Raw genomic sequence first — 19,355 nt, 5'->3', positions numbered from 1 at the left:
CCTGGCACCAAAACCTACCTTTTCGAAAAAGCTCTTAAAGGCTAACGAACATTTTAAATAGAGCGGGTTTACCGTACCCCGATCCAGGGTTCGGTTTCGCAAGTGGCTACGGCAATTTCCACTGCCAGCCCGGCTTGTGCCAAAGCTACGGTTAACTGCTCGCGCAGCGGAGGCAGCACCACCCGCTCGGTGGCAAAATGTCCGGCGTCGATAAAGCTCATTCCTGCCGCAAGCATGTCTCTGGCGGCATGGTAGCGCACGTCCCCGGTAACCAGCACATCAGCACCCTTTTGCCCGGCCTGAGGCCACAGATCACCACCTGAGCCGCCGCACACAGCTATTCGCTGCACCAAAGTGTGGGGATCTCCGCCATAGCGCAAGCAGTCCCCTTGCAGCACTTGCTGTACTGTACCGGCAAGTTCGGCCAGCGTAACCGTAAGGGGCAGACGGCCAATCCGGCCCAACCCACTGGCCGCCCCTTTATTTTCCAGGGGATAAAGATCATAGGCCACTTCCTCGTATGGGTGAGCCTCCAACATGGCTCGCACCACTTCACCGGTTTTCTCTTTATTAATAATGGTTTCTATACGTACCTCTTCCACCCGCTCCAAACGGCCGACTTTACCAATAAACGGACTAGTACCCTCCCGGGGATAAAACGTACCAGTACCGTTAAGGTTAAAGGTGCAATGACTGTAATTGCCGATATGGCCGGCACCTGCCCGCCCCAGGGCCTCCCGTACTGCGTCAGCATAGGCAGCGGGCACAAATACCACCAATTTAAGCAGCTGCTGGTATCGCACCGGCTGCAGCACCTCGATTTGCTGTAGCCCCAGTACCCGGGCCAGCACATCATTAACCCCGCCCTCGGCACTATCCAGACTGGTATGGGCGGAATACACACCAATACCGGCCTGAATAAGCCGGAAGAGCAGGCTCCCTGCCGGATTGTCCCGGCGCAACGCTTTAACGCCCTTGAGTAGCATGGGATGGTGGCTAATGATTAACTGGACACCTTTTCCCACGGCCTCATCCACCACTTCCGGGGTGACATCCAGTGCCAGCAAAACCTTATGCACCCTAGCATCAGGGTCACCCACCTGCCAGCCGCTGTTATCCCATTCTTCCGCCAACTCCAGTGGGGCCAACCGCTCCATTACCCGCACCAAGTCCCTGGCCAGTACCACCTTTGACTTATCTACCATTTCGACAACACCTCCTCTATTTCCTCAGCCTCTTGTTTTAATACCTGGGCACGGGTATTTGCCTCTGAGCTATGGGCACTGGTTATTTCCCCGAGTATAATATTTATTTCTATTATCCTTCTTTTCAAAAATTCCCTCAATACAGCATCTTTCTTTTCCAGAAGGCGCGGCCCCAGCTTCAATGCAAAGCTGTTTTTAATTTTTTCAAAACCAGGCTCAGCCACTATAATGACGTAATAGTGTCCATCTTCGGTTACCATCTCCTCATCCATCAACCGCCACCCGTTATCTGTCAGCCACTTTCGCACCATAACTATGTCCCGCATGGGCTGGAGGACCAGCCGCCGTAAGTGCTGCAACACCTCCCTGCCCTGCGCAAGTATTTTACATATTGTTTTACCGCCCATACCGGCCACCACCACTACACTAACCTCGCCTGGTTTTATGATGTTAAAACCATCTCCCATACGTAAATCGATATACTCATCCAACCCGCTGGCTCGCACGGTGAGGTGTGCTGCATCAAACGGCCCCTGGTTTATGTCAACTCCCACCACCCGGGGGGATATACCCCGCCGGACCAGATAAACAGGTAAATAAGCATGGTCTGTGCCGATATCCGCAACCGTCGCGCCGACCGGCACATGCCGGGCTACCGTGGCCAACCGCTTTGATAACTCCATTACCACTATACATCCCCCTATCTATCAAACAATGCCCATGATAGGCAATTAGTTCCCTTAATATTATAGCCCATTAAGACGATGTAGTTTAATACCACAATTAATACGAAGGGGCTACCACATTGATATCATTGTTATAACCGTAACAAAACAAATAAGCGGTCATTTATTGCGTTTTAACCAGCTAACCAGCACCATTATAGCCAAGTGAAATTTTCGACATACCACATTTACCGGATAAACTGCAAAAAAGTTAAAACAACCGTAACTCGTTGAACAAAAATGGGCATTGGCGTATCATATGATCAGCAAATGAAACAAAGCCTTACCCGATCTGGCAAGAGCAGCAACTAAACGCTGGTTGCCCGAAAAGCCAATCGCAAGTAAATCCAATTAAGTTAATAACCATAAGGAGGTCCATGAATATGACCAGAATGTTACTGGCGGTAAACGGTGCCCAATACTCTACGGGGGCGATTAAAAAAGCGATATGGCTGTCCAAATTAGAGGATGCCCAACTGGATGTCCTCTATGTAAATCCCCCGTGCAACCAAATGTACCCTGATATACCCCAACTTTGCTTCTGGATGCCGGACTTTGAATACAAAATGGTTACCCAAAGGCTGAGGAACAAAGTCCTGGACGGAGAAATCATCCCCATTTTTAAAGAAGCAGGCCTGGATCCCCGGGTAGTCGTCACCAGCAGGGATCAGGATGAAAAAATCAAAGAAATGAGCACAGAAAACCATTATGACAAGATATTCATCGCCAGCCCTTCAAGGTTCTGCCGCAATGAATCCAAAGGATGGCTGTGGTTTAAAAATAAGCTGCAGGAAATCCCCGCCGGAACAGTTTGCTTAATTTAAAAACCCCCTTCTCTTTACCAAGAAGGGGGTTTCACCTCATCAAACACCAACACCGTTCCCGCACAATTTCCACCAGCCGGGGCAACCTGGCTTCAATTACCGGCGATAGTTCAAGGGAGAAGCTAATTTCGCCGGGCTCCACGCCAATAATAGTCACCTCCGGTCTAACCCCGTAGTGAGCAGCTAACTTTAGCGCATCCAGAAAGTGCAGCTCATGGCCTATCCAGGCATCCGACCCCGCTCCCGTTTCTATTTTGTTTAGCTGCTCCAGGCCCATTAGATAAACAGCCCCCGCTGGACCACCCCCCTGCATGCAGTCCACAGCAATTACATGCCTGCACTCCCTGAGTAAATTCCAGTAGCTCCACAGGACGCCTCCTGCCTCAACAGCCCGAACGCCCGGCGGCATACCGGTTTTTTGTAATTCCCTAACCACACGGGGACCAATTCCGTCATCCTTTAATAACGGGTTGCCCAGTCCTACTACGGCAATCTGCTTCACTAATGACCACCACCCAGCTTTTACTTGGGCCTAAAATAACCGGTAAAAATCGATTTAAGTTTTCCCAAGCTGTTGGTAAACGCAAAATAAACATGCCCCGCCACCGCGCTTGATAAGATAACTGCAACTAAATAATGCACCAGGCGGGTATTGTGCAAACCACCAAAATAACGGCTCAACATTTGCAGCTTGCCTGGGGAATAAAGGGCCGCTCCGGTGACCAATTGTGTTATAAACAATATGGCCATTTGAGAAAACAACAACTTTTGCCCGGGGTTATACTTGGGATAGTTGGGCTGTTGCCTTTTTAAAAAAAGCTCGTAAGCGGCAAACCTCGGGACATCGGCTATGTCGCCGGCACCGGGGAACAGCTTGCGGTAATCCCGGCTGGCCACAGCATAGTATACCCGGGACAAAAGATAAAAGCCCAAGAAATACTGTGCGGTAAAATGCACTTTCCTTGCGGCATCCATACTGCGAAAGCCGCGTGCACCGGTGGGTTTATGGATATAAAAACCACTGGCTGCCAGCAGCAAGAAAGACGGCACCAGCACCCAGTGCAACGCCCTGGCGGTCCGGCTGTGGCGTTTAGTTTTAATGCCTTTTAGTCGTAATCCCAGCAGGTTATTGTCAAATATCATACCTATCGCTCCGGCTTAATATATTGTCTCTCTTACATATAGGGGTTAAATCGTTAAAATGGCTAGGGAAGTTCCTAATGCTCAAACTCCTTTAACTTATTGGTAAACCACGCGGTATGTAGATCCTCGTCAATCAGATTGTCCCATAAAACATCAAACAGATGCTGGTCATTTCCAACATGCATGATTATATTTTTATAATCCTGCATGGCCTTTTCTTCCAAAGTGATATTCATTTTAAGTATCATCTTGGGTCCCAGCAAACCACTAAATGTACCGGCGGATTTCCCAAGCAGGGGCGAAATAACATCTCCCAGACTGGTGGGCATCCCCCCCCGTCTTTTAATTTCCTCGGCCAGCTTGTCTACATGCTGCTGCTCAATCATTGCTATTCTGGCAAAAGTTTTAGCCAGGTAAATGTCCTCCACAGCATGGGCCTGGGCTGTATATAAATCCACCTGGCTCAGCTCCAGGCTATAAAACCAATTTAATTTGGCCATTATTGTTTTATCGTCCATGGTTGTCCCAGTCATGAAACATAGCTTTCAGCTATTCCTAAAAACCATTTTCACCAAAAACATAGAGCAAGCCCCATGACTGGATTTGTACTCCCTTCGGAATAAAATTGATTAAATCAGGTTTCGAATAATAGAAAAACTGTACACAAAAAGCAATTCCCATTTCATTACAACATATAATTACTGGTGCCTGATTTCCACGATTGTATTTACCTCGACCAATTTAAAAAGCTCGGCAACTTGCCTGTTATCCATCCTGATGCACCCGCCCGAGGCATGTTTACCTATAGAATCCGGCTCATTGGTACCATGAATGCCATACTTGCTACCAACCGGTGCTCTGGCGTCTTTTACGGCCCGGTTATCTTGTTCAAAAGGCACGGCGAGGCCCATCCAGCGATCACCCAGCTGCGGCTTTAATTCCCGGCCATGGTCCTCAATTTTATTGGCTATTTTGAAAACACCCTCGGGTGTATACAGAGGATCTTTTCCGGTGGCCACCGGGTAACTTTTGTACAGCTCGCCTTCTTTGTATAAATATAAAGTATTGGTTCCTTTGTTGATGATAATTTTATCCCGGCCAGTACGGGGATTGGGGTAGGCAGCCAACACTTTAAATGTAGGCTCAATGCCAATGACGGTTATTTCATCGCCATCAACCAGCTTAATACCTTCTGCTATAGCATGCCCCACCAGCGGGGGCATACCGGCCAGTTTATCATTAATATTGTGAACAACACCACCGTGACTAACTCTTATAGTTTGTCCCGTTTGCTTGTTAATAACATCGTATTCCTGGTCTAAGCGGCAGACCACCACACTGTCGTTCTCAAATATAACACAACCTTGTTTAGTATTTTGAGGGACCAGCGAAGCCTTTTGTTTATCCTTATTCGGGTAAACAGGCTGGTGTGCAATAGGAAGCTTATTTTGAGGGATTGGTTTTTGCTGAATCTTTTGTTTAAGGTTTAATTGACCAAAGATTAACAAAATAGCCACTGCTATTAATACCAATTTCAATAAATTTTGCATTTACCTCCTCCCCCTGGTACCGGTTGTTGAAAATTGAAACGTTGACCTAACTATTCCTAACTACGCGCCTTACTCAAGCAAGCCTGATTCATTTATTAGTATGGCAGGTAGACTAAAAAATAAGTTTTGGAAATTATACCAGGTCAAATAATTTGTGGCTTGGCGGGGTATAGCTTTACATATAGTGTTTAAAAAATACTTAAATTGGAGGAGAAATAAAATGCTAACGGCTGAGGTGTCTCTTTACCCGCAAAAAACAACCAACGCCAGCCAGATTATCAACAATTCACTGGATACGCTGAGACAGCATGACTTGCAAACCCAGGTGGGTTCCATGTCCACCCGACTGCAGGGTACAGATGATGAAGTATGGGCTGGGTTACGAGACTTATTTGACCGGGCCGGAGCCCAAAACGAAGTTAACATGGTGGTCACTATTTCCAATTCGGCGGTTTAATAATGCAAATACGGATGCCTGGCAACACATATATCTGACAAATTACGATCAAGTTAATAAACTTTAATGTTTCAGTTAAAAAAAAGCGCCTGAGATCCTTAATAGATAAGGTTCCCGGGCGCTATTTTATGCTGTGCGTAACAAAGCTCAACAAACTGGTCTAATAACAAGCTTATAAAACCCCAAGACTACTTACAAAGAAATCATAAACTCCCGCAATGATTTGCCGGGTGCAATCACATGGGTGGCGCAAGCCGAGCAGGGGTCGAAAGCGCGGACCACCCGGCTGATTTCTATGGGCTCGTTTTCATCCGCCACCGGTGTATCTAAAAGGGCCTGTTCCATTGGGCCGAGCTGCCCCTCTGCATCCCGGGGGGACATGTTCCACGCCGTGGGGGTAATGATCTGGTAATTGGCAATGCGTCCCTTTTCAATACGCAGCCAGTGGCCCAGAGGACCGCGCATGGCACCGGTTAAGCCCACTCCGACTGCTTTTTGAGGGATTTTAAAAGTTTTATACACAGGTTCTCCGGGGCGCAGTTCCTTCAACCACCCCTCCATTAATTGGCCCACCTTTTGGGTTTCCAACACCCGGGCCATTATCCGGTCTATTGTAGAAACACCGCGGCGGTAGTCACCGCTTACCCATAGCCGGGCCAGGGGTCCCCCCTCCACTGCCCTGCCGTTATAACGGGGTGCTTTCACCCAAGAATAAGCCCCTTGTTTATCCCGGTCGGGCGCTGTTTGATCATTTAGTACTTCTTGATTACGCATTACTTTAGAAACGCCGGAATTTTCGCCGTTATCTTCATACCAGGCATGGCTTAGATCTTCCTTAATGGCCTGAGAGTCCATTTGACACACCTGCCCGTCCAGCACCACCCCGAAGGGGAAATACCTTCCCTGGTCGTTTTGATCCCGGGGAAATAGGCCGAATATCAGCATATCGGCTTTACGGCCACCAATGGTATAGTAATCAGCATAAACATCGGCCAGGGTATGGGCATCAGCAATCATCCGGTTGGCAATAAAATCGTTTATTTTTTGCAGTTTGGAGCGGAAATTTAGGACTACATCCACCGCAGGTGCTACGGTGCTGCCCCCGGCCAGTATACTATGGGGGAATGGTGCTTTTGCGCCGAACAGGGCCACCAGCTCATGGGCCAGCCGTGCTATCTCCAATGCTTCATAGTAGTTTTGCAACATAGCCTCGTTGTCTCGGCCATTGAGCCTGAAGTCTTTTTTATAACCAGGCACAAAGGGATGCAGGTCAGGTCCCCGCATGAAATCGGGCAAACTTAAAAGATAAAAATGCCTGATATGATTTTGCAGCAAATCCGCGCCTAAAATTAAATTACGCAATACATTACCGTTATGGGGCGGTCGTACCCCGGCGGCATCTTCCAAGGCAAAGGCTGCCGCTGTACCGTGAGCGGCGGAACAAATACCGCACACCCGCTCGGTAAGGTAACTGGCGTCCCGGGGGTCCCGGTCCTTTAAGATTAACTCAAACCCCCTGAAAAACTGAACACTGCATCTGGCTTCCACCACCTTGCCACCGGATACCGTAACTTCCACCACAAAGGGACTGTTGGCCCTGGTCACCGGATTAATGGTAATCTTTTTCATTTGATGACTGGCACCCCCTTTCAAGCTGATTTGTGAGGTTAAAACTACTCTTCCTTTATTCTCGCTCAATCCCAAATTAACACCAATTACCAATATTTTTTAGGATTTAGGAATGCACCCGAATTTATATCTAGCCCGATTAATGCCTTTTCTTTAATTTATATTTAATACCATCTACTAACTTTTGCGCTGGCGTGTTCTGCAGCACCTCGAGACCTAATTTGGGAGGTGCTAAACCCTTTTTAATAGTTTTGGGCAGCCGTCCCTTTATAACACTGGTCGCCAGGTGAGTGCCAAGGCCGAGGGCGGTCAGGGTGCCGGTTATGGCCCCTATACGGTTGGCATTTACGGTAATACCGGGCAGGCGTATATCCGGCAGGTGCTCAAAAAAAGGCATGGTGTGCTCTGGAAACTCGGGACTTACACAACCTATGCAGGGGGTATTGGCCTTAACGGGCCAATTGACGTGCTCCCCGTTCCACTGGCGGTAAGGACAGTCTGCGAAGGTTACCGGCCCTTTGCAGCCCACCTTGTACATGCACCACGGCTCCCCCAATTGATCGGCAAATATACCGCTGTCGAAATAGTGCCGGCGCTGGCACAGGTTATCAATGGTTTCCCCGTAAAACAGCGTGGGTCGGTTATAATCATCCAGCTCAGGTTCACCATACCACACCAGGTGAGCCAGGGTGCCTACAATCCAGCCCGGGTTCACCGGACAGCCCGGCACATTAATGACCCGCCGGGTCAGCACTTCCTGAACACTTTTACCATGCGAAGGATTGGGATGGGCTGCATAAGGCCCCCCAAAGGCGGCGCAGGTGCCCACTGCCACCACATACCCTGCCGCCGCGCCCAGTTCCTGCACCGCCGCCAGGGCCGTGTACGGTTCCCCGTTACGATGGCCGACTACGCAATACAGCCCATTGGATCGGGTAGGCACAGTGCCCTCTACAATCAATATATATTCGCCGGCGTGCTTAGCCAGAGTTTCTTTCAGTACGCCCGTACACATATCCCCTTCGGCGGTCATGACAAATTGGTTATAACGAAAATCTATCAAATCCGTAATAATAGCCCGGTAACCCGGATCCAGAGAGTTTAAAAAAGATATACTGTCTCCCGCACAGGTATTGGTACCCAGCCAGAGCACCGGAGGACGTTTCTTTTTGTCTCCGGCCAGCAAACTGCCCACCAGTTGGTTGGTGGTTTTAGATACCACCAAGCCACTTTTGTTAAACTTTTTTTTGAAATTTTCTTTTTCAATCATCTATACCACCTAAAACAATGTTTCCCAGGATAACTAGAAATATGTCTCCCATTAAACCAATATAAAATTTACCCGAATAAGAATAACTCTATATATACTGGCTCCCATTGCCACATTTTTAATCATACCTGCCAACAATACACTTTTTTGGCAACAACAGTAGATATTTTTTCTTTAAGAATAGCTTGGTAATCTTTTAAAATAATTCATAATAACACCACCAACTACACAGAATAAAGTTACTGCCGGAGATGAATACCAACAGGTTTCTGCGGTTTTCGAAGCCAATGCGGTAGTTATTTTCCGGGGTGCCATCGCCCCTTGGGCTTGGGCGGGGGAAATTATCACCTTTGCTATGCTAATACCCTTTTTTCAAAGCTAAGCTAATAAACAAATTTACAAGGAGTTGTCCTATGGCAGCTTTTTTTAACAAATTCCGACGACCCCGCCGTTTAAACACCCCGGTCCAAAAGCCGGTTAACTCCAGCGGCGGTCAAAATAGCCAGCGCCAAAGCGGCCCGGGCCACACTTCCCAAAGCCGGACTTTAAGTAGCGATATAGAAGACAATCTCCGGAGCCTAAAGGAAATTTTCAACCAATGTAATGACATAATTTTTCGGGAGTTTTTATTTGCTCAGCGAGAACATATAAAACTTGCTTTGATTTATATTGATGGTTTGACCGATAAAAGCCAGGTAAGCGACCAAATTATGCGGACACTATCCCTGGAAGTGCCTACAGCTACCGACAAGGCGGCCATAACCAAAGAAAATGCCTGGCACTACATTAAAATGCGCGGTCTTTGTGTGCATCAATTACAGGAAAGCCAAAAGCTGGAGGACGTAATCAATGCGATTTTGTCCGGAGATAGTATACTATTGGTGGACGGGCATGCTACCGCATTAATCGTCGGCAGCCGGGGCTGGGCGGCCCGTTCCATTGAGGAATCAAAAACCGAGACGGTGGTGCGAGGGCCACGGGAATCTTTTGTGGAAACACTACGCACCAACACTTCTATGCTCAGGCGCAAAATTAAAAATCCCAACCTAAAAATTGAGGCGCTGCAGCTGGGGGAAGTAACTAAAACCGATATAGCAGTTATCTACATTAAAGGTATTGCAAGCGACGGACTGGTTCAGGAGGTCAAAAACAGACTGTCGAAAATTAAAATTGACGCAGTGCTGGAATCGGGCTATATAGAAGAGCTGATCCGCGATCACCCTTTTTCCGTATTCCCCACTCTTTCACACACCGACCGTCCCGATCGAGTTGCCGCCAATTTATTAGAGGGCCGGGTGGCTATTATGGTGGACGGCACACCGATGGTATTGGTGGCACCCTATTTATTCATTGAAGCCATCCAGACACCGGAAGACTATTATGAGCAATCATTTTTCATGTCCGGCGTGCGCATGCTGCGGATTATCAGCATGGTGATCGCTTTGACGCTGCCCTCTCTTTATATTGCTATTGTTTCTTTTCACCATGAAATGCTGCCCACGCCTCTGCTGTTAAGTATCGCGGCCCAGCGGGAGGCAGTGCCCTTCCCTGTTTTCGTGGAAGCATTATTAATGGAATTAGCCTTTGAAATTATCAGGGAAGCCGGCATCCGGCTGCCCCGGGACGTGGGCCAGGCCGTGAGCATCGTAGCCGCGCTAATTATAGGCCAGGCCGCAGTTCAGGCAGGGCTGGTGGCCGGGGCTACCATTATCGTGGTTGCTTTAACGGCCATGGCCTCCTTCACGGTCTACTATAGCGGCAGCTTCACTTTTCGGCTGTTAAGATTTCCGCTCATGTTCCTGGCGGCATCCTTTGGGCTGTTCGGCATAGTTGGGGGCGTAATCGCCATGGTGGTGCACATGGCCAGTTTACGTTCCTTTGGGGTTCCCTACCTGGCACCGCTGGGTCCTGTTATTACTGAGGATTTGAAGGACTCGGCGGTGCGGGCCCCCTGGTGGGCCATGCGCAAACGACCGCATTTAATTGGTCAAAACAACCCGCAGCGAGAAGCACCGGGGATGCAACCACGGCCCCCGCAGCCCAAAAATAAATAGGTGGTGTAAAACAGTTGCTGGAAGGTGGCAAAATTAGCAGCGGACAGGCTGTTTTTTTAAATATAACCATGATTATCGCCACGGCAATGCTCGCTGTCCCGGCTATTGCCGCCGTGCATGCCCGGCAGGACGCCTGGTTGTCCATGCTGCTGGCCACACTGCTGGCTCTGCCCATTGCGTGGGTCACGGCCAGTCTGGGCACTTTATTTCCAGGCAAAACACTGGTGGAATACACCGAGGACATACTGGGCAAGTGGCCCGGTAAGCTGCTTGGTTTGCTATACTTACTGTGGTTTATCCATATTTGTTCGATAATGATCAGGGAATATGGTAATTTTCTAATAGATGTTTTTATGCCCGAAACGCCCCTGATTGTTATTAACATTTTAGGAGCGGCCCTGGCTGCTTACACCGTAAAAAACGGTTTGGAAGTTCTGGCCCGGGTAAACCAAATTTTTTTGCCGATCATATTAATTTCAGTAATATTAATATTTTTGCTGGCTCTGCCGGAGATGAAACTAGAACGGTTTCTACCGGTTTTTGAAGCCGAAACCGTAAAAATATTTAAGGGCGCCATCGTTCCCTGGGGCTGGATGGGAGAAATTATCACCTTTGCCATGTTGATCCCCTTTTTAGCTCAACCCGGACAAACCCGACACACCGCCGTTATTACCATACCCCTGGTGGGGCTGTTTTTTACGCTGCTGGCAGTGGCCAGTGTGGCCGTCTTTGGCCCCGTCTTCAGCAATATGAATTTTCCCGTATTAAATGCCGCCAGGGTGATTAATATAGCCAATTTCATTGACCGCCCGGAACCAATAATCATGGCCATCTGGATAATCGGAGGGTTACTAAAAATATCCATCTTCTATTATGTTTCAGTATTAGGTTTCGCCCAGTGGCTAAACCTTAAAGACTACCGGCCACTAGTGCTGCCCGTGGGTGTGATACTAATAGCCCTTTCTATAGCCGTGGCTGAAAATATGCTTGAGTTAACGCATTTCCTTGGCAACGTATCGCCATACGAGCTGTTAACCTTTGAATTGGTCATACCGCTAACCCTGCTTTTAATCGCACTGGTTAGAAGACAAGGAGGAAATAGGCAATGATGAAAAAAACCATTTGCCTGCTGGTAATAATCAGTCTCGTATTTCCCCTAGGGGGATGCTGGAGCCGCAAAGAATTAAGTGATCTGGCCATAGTGCTGGCTGCGGGTTTGGACAGTACCCCGGAAGGTAATATCTTGCTCACGGTGGAGCTAGCCAGACCCAGCGCCTTGGGCGGCTCCCAGGGCGGCCAACAGATCGGGGGGGGAGGGCAGCAAAACAATGTCTGGGTGATTTCTCAGGAGGGTGAAACAGTAATGGACGCCACCAGGTACCTGGAGGGCAAAGTATCCCGCCATATTTATTGGGGTCACACTGTGATACTGGTTTTAGGCGAGCAGCTAGCTAAAGAAGGTATACGTAAAGCCATAAACTTCTTCTCCCGCGCACCCCACTCCCGGGAAACCATCTGGGTAATAGTGGCCAGGGGACAGGCCCGAGATATTTTAAACAGCCACTCCCTGCTCGAAAATACTTCGGCCCAAGCCGCCGGGCGCATGATCGGGGCAGGGGTTGGCGTGCCGGTGATGTTAAAGGATTTAAGCATGATGCTGGCGAACAAAGGCGTAAACCCGGTTCTTCCCCGCATGGAATTAACCCCGTCCGGCACGCCCCAGGGCCCGGTAATGTACGAAAATATTCCGGAGGCCCAAAATGCCCAGCAACCATCCACCAAAATCCATGCTGAAATCACCCTCACCGGCACAGCGGTATTTGATGATGAACGTCTGGTGGGCTGGCTGGATTATCACCAAACCAGGGGGCTGCTCTGGCTTAAAGACAAAATAACCGTCGGGGAAATCACCGTACCCTCACCATCCGAACCGGATAAAAAAATATCCATTGACATTACCAGGGGCAGCACTAGGGTGGAACCCTTTTATGATGGACAAAACATTTGGTTTGATGTGCAAATGAACCTGGACGGAGCTCTTTTAGAGCAGCAGTCCACGGAGGAATTAACCGATGAGCCTATCTTTACCGCCATTGAAAATAGCACTGCCCGCGCCATTGAAGCCAACGCCCGATCCGTCATTGAGCTGGCTAAATATGATTATGGGGTAGACGTATTTGGCTTTGGACAAGCCTTTCATAGAAAATATAAAGAGGCCTGGCCAGCGCTGAAAGATGAGTGGAATGAGGCATTTATCAGTGCCGACATCAATCTAAAGGTTGAAGCCCATATAAGGCGCACCGGCCTGACGACCAATAGACTCTCTAAATAATAGCTGGTAAAAAGTACTTAACTCTAGCGAGTTAAGATAGGTGAATCAGGGAGGAAAGTATGGTTCTTTTAATGATACTGGCTTTTTTGGGCATCATCGGTCTTGAGGTGCCAGGCTTGGTACGCAAAAAAATGTGGCGGGAATTAACCGCCTTTGCAGCTCTGCTGGTTATCGGCATGGCGCTTAGCATACCGCAGACGTTGGGTATGACGATTCCCAACCCCAATACATATATAGAAATACTTTTCAAGCCAATGGTCGAATGGTTGAAAAAATGAGTTTGTCAAAACCGGTGATCAGCGAAGCAACCGAATTATAGTGAAAAGAGTTTAAAGTTCTGATTTTTATGCACAATTGTCATGTATTTGACTGAAATTGTTTATATTTTGGTTAAAATATAAATATAAGTGTTAACAATCCCTTCTCCTAATTACCCTTTTTAATACTCCCTAATTATCGCCCCTTAGCGGGGCGTTTTTGCTTTTCCCCACCCTAAAAACGCGTTTATTATGATATAATTAATTTAATTAATGATTTCAGAAAAATCATAATTGATATACAAGGGGGATTTGCTAAGTGTACATTATCGCCATTAATGGAAGCCACCGCAAAGGGAAAAATACAGCCATATTACTGAATGCACTGCTGGCCGAGGCCGCCGACCTGGGCGCGACCACTGAGCTGCTGGAGTTAACCGATTATAATATTAAGCTCTGCCGCTCCTGCAATAAATGCATGGGGCGAAACCAGTGCTCCATCACTGATGATGATATGCCCGCCATCGGTGAAAAATTATTGGCTGCGGATGGTATTGTGCTGGGATCGCCAGCCTACTGGGCCAATGTAACTACGCTGATGAAAAACTTTATGGACCGCACCCGCTACTTGCATGTAACCCGAAATATGTTGGCTGGCAAGGTAGGTGCCGCAGTCACCAACGCCGGGCTGCGTAACGGGGGTCAGGAAGCGGCACTGCGTATCATGACATTTTTCATGTCTGCCCAAGGACTGACGTTAGTGGATGCCAGGAATCAGAACAAGCCCATAATGTCAGATGGAGTGGCCGGCTCACTGCTGGCTGACGTAAAGGAAGGCAAAGCGATCTGGCGTAAGAGTGTAGAAGAAGACGAAGCCGCCATGCTGGCAGCGCGACAGTTGGGCCGAAACATGGTTGAACTTATTCGATCCTTGTCCAAGTAATCAATTATTGTTACAGACAAAGCTAACGGCATGGTATTCAATACCCGCCGCCGGCCTTGTTTTAACCGTTCATATCTTCAATAATAACATTGTAGTCATCTTTAATCTGCGCCGGCAAATTATCTTGCGGCGCTCTTTTTATTTGTTCTGCCAGCTTTTGTAGCTGTGCAAAAAGCTTTTTGTCAGTGCTTACATGCACATCGTACTCGGGTGCCATACTTTTAATTTGGCTATTTAATTCTTGTCTTATAGATTTTAAACGCAGGCGGTCAAATCCGGTAACTTTAACGGCCACGGCTATTTGGTTGTCTATCACCAGAGCCATACTTTCTTCCACGCCCTGCACCGTCAAGGCGACCTCCTGCACTTGCTTTGTCAGCTCAGTATTGATATGGGCCTGTCCTTCAACTTGGCCCGTTTGTGGCTCCGGCTTCCTTTGGGGCATGTTAACCGCACAACCGCCTATAATACATATAATTAAAGATAAAATAACAGCTTTAACGAGTTTGTTCATTCTGTCACCCTTCTCATCACCTTTTATCTACTCCCACTCCAGCCAATCTTGCGCGGCTGCCTGCGATATTTATCAACTATCTCAGCCCATTTTGTTTACCCTTTAGGCCTCACCAGCAAAGCCGCCATGAAACCAAAAATAATAGCCGCCGATATACCCGCGCTGGTTACTTCAAAAATGCCCGTAATAATGCCCACCAGCCCGGTCTGCTCAGCCTCGGCCATCGCCCCGTGCACCAGTGAGTTGCCGAAACTAGTAATTGGGATGGTGGCCCCGGCCCCGGCAAAATCTATCAGCGGTTCGTATAGTCCCAAGCCGGCTAAAACGGCGCCCGCCACCACCATACTGCTGATGGTATGGGCCGGGGTAAGTTTACCCACATCCATCAGCAGCTGCCCGATCACACAAATAAGCCCGCCAACCACAAAGGCCCAAAAATAAGTTTCCATATAAAACCACCCCTTTATTGGCTAGATACAATGGAAACGGCATGCGCAATACATGGGATACTTTCTTTTTGCTGGTATGACAGCGGAGATAAAAGGGCACCGGTAGCTACAATTAATATCTTGCGTAACTCTCCTTTTTTCATCCTATTCAGTAGATGCCCATAGGTTACGGCAGCTGAGCACCCACAACCACTGCCACCAGCCAGTACTTCCGACTGCTGGTTCGGCCCATAAATCAGAAGTCCACAATCTGTAAATATTTCTGTAGGTATATCAATGTTATGTTTTTTTAGTAAATCAGAAGCAATTTCATGCCCCACCCGCCCCAGGTCACCGGTGGCAATAATGTCGTATTCCCGGGGATTAATACGCAAATCCCTGAAATGTGCAGTAATAGTATCCACTGCGGCCGGAGCCATTGCGCCGCCCATGTTATAAGGATCACTAATACCCATATCCACTATTCTACCAATGGTTGCACAAGTAACTTTGGGGCCCTCCCCTTCGGCTGCCAGCAGGGCTACCCCGGCCGCTGTAGCAGTCCACTGGGCAGTGGGAGGTTTCTGGGCGCCATATTCAGTGGGGTAGCGGAATTGTTTTTCCACCGCCCCATTGTGACTGACAGTGCCGCAAAGCACATAATTACCCGCTTTACTGTTAACGATCAGAGCACCCAAGGCAAGGCTCTCCATTGAGCTTGAGCAGGCCCCGTATAGTCCCAAAAAAGGCATCGCCATTGTCCGTGCAGCAAAACTGCTGGAAATAATTTGGTTCAGCAAATCTCCGGCAAGGAAAAACTGGATATCTTGTTTTTGCAGGCCACCCTTTTGAATAGCTTTTTCACAGGCTTCCTCCAGCATTTTCTTTTGTGCTTTTTCATAGCTATCTTGCCCAAGCCACAGGTCGCCGTGCAATAAATCAAAATCATTTGCCAAAGGACCCTCCGCCTCAAAGGGGCCCCCCACGGTGGCTGCAGATATAATGGTGGGCCGGTTATTAAATACCCAGGTTTGGTGACCTTGCAACATCTCTTCTAGCCCCCCCCCAACATTGCCAACGTTGTTTTAATCAGGGCAATAACGAAGGCTGCAAAAACGCCAAACACGATTACAGAGCCGGCCAGTTTAAACATATTTCCCCCTACCCCAAGCACAAACCCTTCGCTGCGGTGCTCAATGGCCGCCGAGGCTATGGAATTAGCAAACCCCGTAACGGGCACCGCCGTCCCGGCCCCTGCCCACTGGGCGATATGGTCATATACGCCAAATGAAGTTAATATTACTGATATTAAAATCATCACCGCTACAGTGGGGTTACCAACTGTTTTTTCCGTAAAATCAAAGTTCCACAGAAAAAATTCCGATATCCCCTGGGCTATAATGCATATGATACCACCCGCAATAAACGCCCGAATGATATTTTTGGCAACCGGCCGTCCGGGTTCCCTGGCCTTGGCAAAAGATTGGTATTCCTGCTGTACTGCGGTTAATTTCTTTTTTTGTTTATTAGACAAGTTTAATACACTCCCTATTTTTTTACACTTAATTATCTTTTAAGCAACGGTTCCAACTCATTAACCACATCAGCCAGTACCGCAGCGGATTTACCGTACATCTCCCTGGCCTCCGGTTGTTTGGCGCCCAGAGCGTATAGTTCGCAGTCAGCCTGGCATTTCTTGATGGTTGCCCAGGCAAGTTCTTTTGTTTTAGGCTTGGGCACTTGGATAGCATCGTCAAACAGATCCAGATACAGCTGGCCAGTGGAGTCCACCTGCCCGATAAATACATTTTCCGGAGCCACACCTGCTTTCTCCAGCTCGGTGTGTAGCCAGTTTCTGTTTAGCCCCATAGCGGTGAGGGGCTCATCCATGATAATGCCATCCATAATAACGGTTTGCGGCACGCTTTCCAGGCCTACATTAAGGCCGGCGGTTTTGGGGGTAACAGGCTGTTGATCCTTTTTGAGCAACACGCTGACCTCACCGGTTGGCTCTAGCACCGCAAATTCCACGTCGGCCACTTTAAAAGCATTTTTCTTCCTTAACTGGCTCAACAAATCTTCCGGTGTATACCGGGCCTCCATTAATTTATCTTCCAGTACTTTACCGTGGTTGATCAGTACCGTTTCCTTACCCTGGACAATATCCCTAACCGTTTTGTATTTGATAGACAGCAGGTAAATAAGTGCCGGGAGCAGGGTCCAAACCACCAGGGCAACCAAACCATGTAACAGGTTTGGTACCAAGTTTAAAGATATAACGGTAGCGATTCCACCAATTACAATAGCGGTAATCAAATCAAAAAAAGTCAACCGGGATGTTTGTCTTTTACCGATTAAACGAGCAAGGAACAACGTTATCACAAATAAGCCGACGGAGCGCAGTAAAACTTCCAACCATTCGACCATGCTGATTAACCCCTTGTATATTAATAGGATTTTTGATAACTACTATTGATCATAGTAACTTAAAAACCTTTGTACTGAGGTTCCTCAAACTCCAGGACGCTTAGTCTATTTTCCATATCTTTAATGACGCCTTCAAGACGCGTTATATTTTTATATAATATCTGCTCAGCCTGGTCGTTTTGCTCGATGTCGGCAAAACTTTCCAAGGTGGCCCTGGTACCCTTCAGGCTCGCAATCGTTTGCTTAACCTGGGCGCTCACCGTCATCATAATCACCTTCCCTGCAAACTTATTTTGTATAGTAATGCCGTTTTATATACCAAACTGAAAAAAGATGGAAAAACCGGATCGCCTGATCCGGTTGGTATCATAAGCGTTTTACGTTAGCCATTACCAAACAGAGTGTGATGGTCAAACGAAAAACTTCATTACTAAAATCCTTTATACTGGGGCTCTTGCTGCTCAATCTCATTAATCCTGGGCTCCAAACTGTTCACAATGGTTTGGGTCTGCTGTGCCGCGTTAGTGTAAAGGTCTTTAGCTTGTTGGTTTTGGGTTTGCATGGCAAAGGTTTCTAAACTGGCCTGGGCACTTTTAAGACCCGCTAAGGTTTGTTTGACTTGGGTTGCTACTGTCATTGAAGTACCTCCCTTGAAAAATTTAATTTTTACAAATTTAATAATGCCCCGGAAACTGCATTTTATATCTGGAAAATACTTTTCAAATATTTTCATAAAACCAATTTAGCTTATTTACGTTTGTGATAATTAGTGCGGTTTGTTTTCTGGATTGGCGTTTTTCAAATCAACGTATAAATTACCGCTGGTATCCAGCTGAGCAATGCTAACCTGACTAATTTCATTTACACCATGCTCCGTTTGCAATTTTTTTAAAAGCCAGTCTTTACTCAAGCTGATTTCTTTCAGCCTGTTTTCAATAACTACCCCGTCTTGAACCAAAGTAGTGGGCAATCCCTGGTACAGGGTGCTGATATTTAAATCCGCCGGAGTAACCGGATTCAACTGGCTTTTTCTCTGTACCGTAAGTTCACCATTACGTTCAAATATTGCGTTTTCAACATCGCCGATATTAAAAATATCTTTTTGCCTGAGCATTAACATGAGGTCGTCCAAATTAGTCCTCTGCCTGGCCAAAGCCTCTTCATCAATCTTACCGTTTTGGATTACGACGATTGGTTCACCCTCGATAATTTTGCGGGCAGGCACTGATTTTAATACCAACAAGCCCGTAAGAATGGGTAATATCGTCCACACGGCCATGCCCAATAATCCGGGGCCGAATGGATCCTCGGGCGTAGTGGTTAAAGTGCCGGCTATGGATCCTATCGTAATACCCACCACATATTCAAAATAGGTTAGCTGGGATATTTGCTCACGTCCGTTGATCCGTGTAAACAGCAAAAGAAATAAATAGGCAAACAATGCTCGGAGCGGTATTTCAATGTACGGATTGATAAGCATCCCCCTTTGCTTTTGTTATGTATTGCCCAAACCGGGGGGCGACTTTAATAAAATATCATTACCCGTAACGGTATAATTATACTTCCAGCATTATTGTACCAAATCAAATAAGTTAAT

General features: G+C 47.6%; 23 protein-coding genes. 7 read left to right on the top strand and 16 right to left on the bottom strand.

Annotation, left to right across the window (positions count from 1 at the left end):
- Nucleotides 1-68 precede the first annotated feature (68 nt).
- Both DESGI_RS06650 and DESGI_RS06645 read right to left on the bottom strand, forming a co-directional pair.
- A complete protein-coding gene (locus tag DESGI_RS06650; RefSeq protein WP_006522693.1) occupies nt 69-1,205 on the bottom strand; it encodes a Nif3-like dinuclear metal center hexameric protein in 1,137 nt (378 codons plus the stop codon).
- Nucleotides 1,199-1,888 (bottom strand): tRNA (adenine(22)-N(1))-methyltransferase, encoded by a 690-nt coding sequence (locus DESGI_RS06645; protein WP_041285275.1) that lies wholly within the window; start codon nt 1,886-1,888, stop codon nt 1,199-1,201. Before DESGI_RS06645 ends, DESGI_RS06650 begins: the two co-directional genes overlap by 7 nt.
- Nucleotides 1,889-2,313: 425 nt before the next feature.
- On the opposite strand from DESGI_RS06645, the gene DESGI_RS06640 reads away from it, so the two are divergent.
- Complete coding sequence (locus DESGI_RS06640) at nt 2,314-2,754, top strand: universal stress protein (RefSeq protein WP_006522691.1); 441 nt, start codon at nt 2,314-2,316, stop codon at nt 2,752-2,754.
- Nucleotides 2,755-2,785: 31 nt separating this feature from the next.
- On the opposite strand, the gene DESGI_RS06635 is transcribed toward DESGI_RS06640, so the two are convergent.
- From DESGI_RS06635 to DESGI_RS25610, 4 genes are all read right to left on the bottom strand, one after another.
- Entirely contained in the window at nt 2,786-3,256 is a 471-nt protein-coding gene (locus DESGI_RS06635; protein WP_006522690.1) for a hydrogenase maturation protease, read from the bottom strand.
- A gap of 20 nt (nt 3,257-3,276) precedes the next feature.
- Nucleotides 3,277-3,897 carry a cytochrome b/b6 domain-containing protein gene (locus DESGI_RS06630; protein WP_006522689.1) on the bottom strand — a complete coding sequence of 207 codons (621 nt, stop codon included), beginning with the start codon at nt 3,895-3,897 and terminating at the stop codon, nt 3,277-3,279.
- A gap of 74 nt (nt 3,898-3,971) precedes the next feature.
- Nucleotides 3,972-4,415 (bottom strand): demethoxyubiquinone hydroxylase family protein, encoded by a 444-nt coding sequence (locus DESGI_RS06625; protein WP_006522688.1) that lies wholly within the window; start codon nt 4,413-4,415, stop codon nt 3,972-3,974.
- A 180-nt stretch (nt 4,416-4,595) separates the two neighbouring features.
- On the bottom strand, nt 4,596-5,447 hold the full coding sequence (locus tag DESGI_RS25610; protein WP_006522687.1) for a L,D-transpeptidase: 852 nt from the start codon (nt 5,445-5,447) through the stop codon (nt 4,596-4,598).
- 220 nt (nt 5,448-5,667) lie between these two features.
- Between DESGI_RS25610 and DESGI_RS06615 the strand changes: the two genes are divergently transcribed.
- The gene (locus tag DESGI_RS06615; RefSeq protein WP_006522686.1) at nt 5,668-5,904 is read left to right on the top strand and encodes a YkoF family thiamine/hydroxymethylpyrimidine-binding protein; all 237 of its coding nucleotides are present in this window, start codon (nt 5,668-5,670) and stop codon (nt 5,902-5,904) included.
- Nucleotides 5,905-6,096: 192 nt separating this feature from the next.
- On the opposite strand, the gene DESGI_RS06610 is transcribed toward DESGI_RS06615, so the two are convergent.
- Both DESGI_RS06610 and DESGI_RS06605 read right to left on the bottom strand, forming a co-directional pair.
- The gene (locus DESGI_RS06610) at nt 6,097-7,533 is read right to left on the bottom strand and encodes a nickel-dependent hydrogenase large subunit (protein ID WP_006522685.1); all 1,437 of its coding nucleotides are present in this window, start codon (nt 7,531-7,533) and stop codon (nt 6,097-6,099) included.
- A 139-nt stretch (nt 7,534-7,672) separates the two neighbouring features.
- Nucleotides 7,673-8,803 carry a hydrogenase small subunit gene (locus tag DESGI_RS06605; RefSeq protein WP_006522684.1) on the bottom strand — a complete coding sequence of 377 codons (1,131 nt, stop codon included), beginning with the start codon at nt 8,801-8,803 and terminating at the stop codon, nt 7,673-7,675.
- Nucleotides 8,804-9,216: 413 nt separating this feature from the next.
- On the opposite strand from DESGI_RS06605, the gene DESGI_RS06600 reads away from it, so the two are divergent.
- The 5 genes from DESGI_RS06600 to DESGI_RS06580 all read left to right on the top strand — a co-directional run bounded on the left by DESGI_RS06600 (nt 9,217) and on the right by DESGI_RS06580 (nt 14,389).
- Complete coding sequence (locus DESGI_RS06600) at nt 9,217-10,857, top strand: spore germination protein (protein ID WP_006522683.1); 1,641 nt, start codon at nt 9,217-9,219, stop codon at nt 10,855-10,857.
- A 14-nt stretch (nt 10,858-10,871) separates the two neighbouring features.
- Complete coding sequence (locus DESGI_RS06595) at nt 10,872-11,966, top strand: GerAB/ArcD/ProY family transporter (protein ID WP_006522682.1); 1,095 nt, start codon at nt 10,872-10,874, stop codon at nt 11,964-11,966.
- Entirely contained in the window at nt 11,963-13,189 is a 1,227-nt protein-coding gene (locus tag DESGI_RS06590; protein ID WP_006522681.1) for a Ger(x)C family spore germination protein, read from the top strand. Before DESGI_RS06595 ends, DESGI_RS06590 begins: the two co-directional genes overlap by 4 nt.
- A 59-nt stretch (nt 13,190-13,248) precedes the next feature.
- Complete coding sequence (locus DESGI_RS06585) at nt 13,249-13,467, top strand: hypothetical protein (protein ID WP_006522680.1); 219 nt, start codon at nt 13,249-13,251, stop codon at nt 13,465-13,467.
- 298 nt (nt 13,468-13,765) lie between these two features.
- Nucleotides 13,766-14,389, top strand: coding sequence for a flavodoxin family protein (locus DESGI_RS06580; RefSeq protein ID WP_006522679.1), 624 nt, complete (start codon nt 13,766-13,768; stop codon nt 14,387-14,389).
- 61 nt (nt 14,390-14,450) lie between these two features.
- On the opposite strand, the gene DESGI_RS06575 is transcribed toward DESGI_RS06580, so the two are convergent.
- From DESGI_RS06575 to DESGI_RS06540, 8 genes are all read right to left on the bottom strand, one after another.
- The gene (locus DESGI_RS06575) at nt 14,451-14,903 is read right to left on the bottom strand and encodes a YhcN/YlaJ family sporulation lipoprotein (RefSeq protein ID WP_006522678.1); all 453 of its coding nucleotides are present in this window, start codon (nt 14,901-14,903) and stop codon (nt 14,451-14,453) included.
- Between the two features lie 95 nt (nt 14,904-14,998).
- A complete protein-coding gene (gene spoVAE / locus DESGI_RS06570; protein WP_006522677.1) occupies nt 14,999-15,352 on the bottom strand; it encodes a stage V sporulation protein AE in 354 nt (117 codons plus the stop codon).
- A gap of 14 nt (nt 15,353-15,366) precedes the next feature.
- Entirely contained in the window at nt 15,367-16,380 is a 1,014-nt protein-coding gene (gene spoVAD, locus DESGI_RS06565; RefSeq protein WP_006522676.1) for a stage V sporulation protein AD, read from the bottom strand.
- Nucleotides 16,381-16,385: 5 nt separating this feature from the next.
- A complete protein-coding gene (gene spoVAC / locus DESGI_RS06560) occupies nt 16,386-16,865 on the bottom strand; it encodes a stage V sporulation protein AC (protein ID WP_006522675.1) in 480 nt (159 codons plus the stop codon).
- A 32-nt stretch (nt 16,866-16,897) separates the two neighbouring features.
- Nucleotides 16,898-17,758, bottom strand: coding sequence for a DUF421 domain-containing protein (locus DESGI_RS06555; RefSeq protein ID WP_006522674.1), 861 nt, complete (start codon nt 17,756-17,758; stop codon nt 16,898-16,900).
- Between the two features lie 59 nt (nt 17,759-17,817).
- Complete coding sequence (locus DESGI_RS06550; RefSeq protein WP_006522673.1) at nt 17,818-18,027, bottom strand: DUF1657 domain-containing protein; 210 nt, start codon at nt 18,025-18,027, stop codon at nt 17,818-17,820.
- Nucleotides 18,028-18,188: 161 nt separating this feature from the next.
- Nucleotides 18,189-18,395, bottom strand: coding sequence for a DUF1657 domain-containing protein (locus DESGI_RS06545; RefSeq protein WP_006522672.1), 207 nt, complete (start codon nt 18,393-18,395; stop codon nt 18,189-18,191).
- A gap of 129 nt (nt 18,396-18,524) precedes the next feature.
- Entirely contained in the window at nt 18,525-19,238 is a 714-nt protein-coding gene (locus DESGI_RS06540; RefSeq protein ID WP_006522671.1) for a DUF421 domain-containing protein, read from the bottom strand.
- Between the last annotated feature and the right edge of the window lie 117 nt (nt 19,239-19,355).

The sequence above is a fragment of the Desulfoscipio gibsoniae DSM 7213 genome (assembly GCF_000233715.2).
Classification (GTDB): domain Bacteria; phylum Bacillota; class Desulfotomaculia; order Desulfotomaculales; family Desulfallaceae; genus Sporotomaculum; species Sporotomaculum gibsoniae.
The sequence above is the reverse complement of the archived record's forward strand: the minus strand, read 5'-3'. Positions and strand labels throughout refer to the sequence as shown.